The organism is bacterium, from assembly GCA_040755795.1.
In the GTDB taxonomy this organism is placed as follows: domain Bacteria; phylum UBA9089; class CG2-30-40-21; order CG2-30-40-21; family SBAY01; genus JBFLXS01.
Map to the genome: position 1 here is coordinate 1 of JBFLXS010000607.1, position 1824 is coordinate 1824.

At 39.4% G+C, this 1824-nt stretch carries 2 protein-coding genes; both read left to right on the forward strand.

The genetic code is table 11. The features are described 5' to 3' along the window. The first annotated feature begins 423 nt into the window (after positions 1-423). A complete protein-coding gene (locus AB1414_20175) occupies positions 424-564 on the forward strand; it encodes a hypothetical protein (protein ID MEW6609731.1) in 141 nt (46 codons plus the stop codon). Between the two features lie 76 nt (positions 565-640). Then, positions 641-1824: group II intron reverse transcriptase/maturase (ltrA, locus tag AB1414_20180; protein MEW6609732.1), on the forward strand; the 1184-nt coding region annotated here is incomplete at its 3' end.

A 1824-nucleotide genomic window follows, 5' to 3' on the forward strand; every position in this document is an offset into this window, starting at 1 on the left:
GGTGTGCTTTGAAGTATGGGATACCCGAGTGGTTGGGAATACCACCTATGCAAGCCTAATCCTTGTATAGAAGTTTGTAATTATGTAGATAAAGGAGCAATCCATATCTACAGAAAGACAGGGTATCATCGTGAGGTGATATGATGGAGTGACGAATTACAGATGACCTATTGGGGTGTATGAGTATGGCGTATTAACTCGTGCCAACTGCCCTTTCTCAGCGAAGCACTGGCAATGTCCTTGTCGGAGATGTCCAAATAGGTTAGGTTAATGCATCTCTGGGTAATGCGTTTAAACATACATCACGAAGGGAAAATGGGTAATCCATATGACCAAAGGAGAACTCACATCTTGTCTTTTAATTAAGACTAAGAGAGCGGTATAAGGGAAATCCGAAATCCAATCTTTATGAGATGGTGATGGATGTTTATCTTTCAAATGTCCATCTTTAGAGTTGTCAGCATTGTTCATAGTAATCTTGAGAAAATCAGGATGAAGGGACATAACCGTATAGGAGGTAGTCAAAGATGTCCATTTAATACGCTCAGCAGGTATAACTACTGATAATCTGAATAAAAGCGGTAACCTCTGCCGTATCAGAAGTATCAGAAGGGGTAAACTGGGGAAACACGGTTGATAAATGGATAATTCGGAGACTATCCAGGAGGAAAGTTTAAGAGAGATGCATAAGTGGCATTCATTAAGGGACAAGGTATTCAGTCTAAATAACCTTTATTCTGCCTTTCAACAAGTAAAGAAGAATAAAGGCAAAGCAGGTCTTGACAGGGTAAGTATAAAGCAGTTTGAGGCTAATCTTGAGGTGAATATCATAAATATTCATCAGGAGCTAAAGACAAAGATATACAAACCTTCTCCTGTTTTAAGGGTATATATACCTAAAGGCAGGAATGACAAAAGACCATTGGGCATTCCAATTGTAAAAGACAGGGTTATACAGCAGGCATTTAGGCAAATCATAGAACCTATATTTGAGAACGAATTCTCAGATAACAGTTTTGGATTTAGACCTAAAAGAAGCTGTCACGATGCTATCAAGAGGGTGGAAGAGTATAAGGAACAAGGGTATAGATATGTTTTAGATACCGATATTAAGGCATTCTATGACACCATACCCCATAAACTTATACTGGATAGACTGCGTGAAAAAATCGCTGATGGTTGGGTGTTAAACAGTATTACCAATATGCTCAAGGCAGGGGTAATGGAAGATAATATCTTCTATGAGACAAACGAAGGCACACCGCAAGGTGGGGTCATATCTCCGTTACTGGCAAACCTTGTGGGAGATGTTATTGACAAGGAGCTGGAAAAGGTAGGATATAAGTTTGTCAGATACGCCGATGACTTTATGGTTATGACAAAGACAGAGGCTCAACTACCTGTCGCCCTATCCTTAGTCAAAGAGATTGTCGAAGGAAAACTTGGATTGAAATTAAGCGAGGATAAAACCAAACTAACTAATTTCAAAAGAGGTTTCGGGTTTCTTGGATATAAGTTCAGTGGCAAGTATAAGGGAATAAGAGATAAGTCACTGGGTAAGCTCAAGGACAACATCAGAGAAATAACTAAACGCACACAAGGGGTTAACCTTAAGACCGTTATTGATAAGTTAAATCCTGTCATCAGAGGGAATGTCAATTACTTTCGGCTTGGCGATATGCAGAAGACATATCGAAGATTAGACTGTTGGTTGCGTATGAGGTTGAGAAGCTTCAAGTTTTCAAGAAAGTGGATGACTGACAACAAACGCTTCCCTATATACCGCTTCAAGAAAATGGGATTACTCTCATTTGAAGAAGAATT

Bases quoted from the DNA above. Each gene is read 5' to 3' on its own strand.
- AB1414_20175 (MEW6609731.1), top strand. From the start codon at position 424: ATGTTTATCTTTCAAATGTCCATCTTTAGAGTTGTCAGCATTGTTCAT.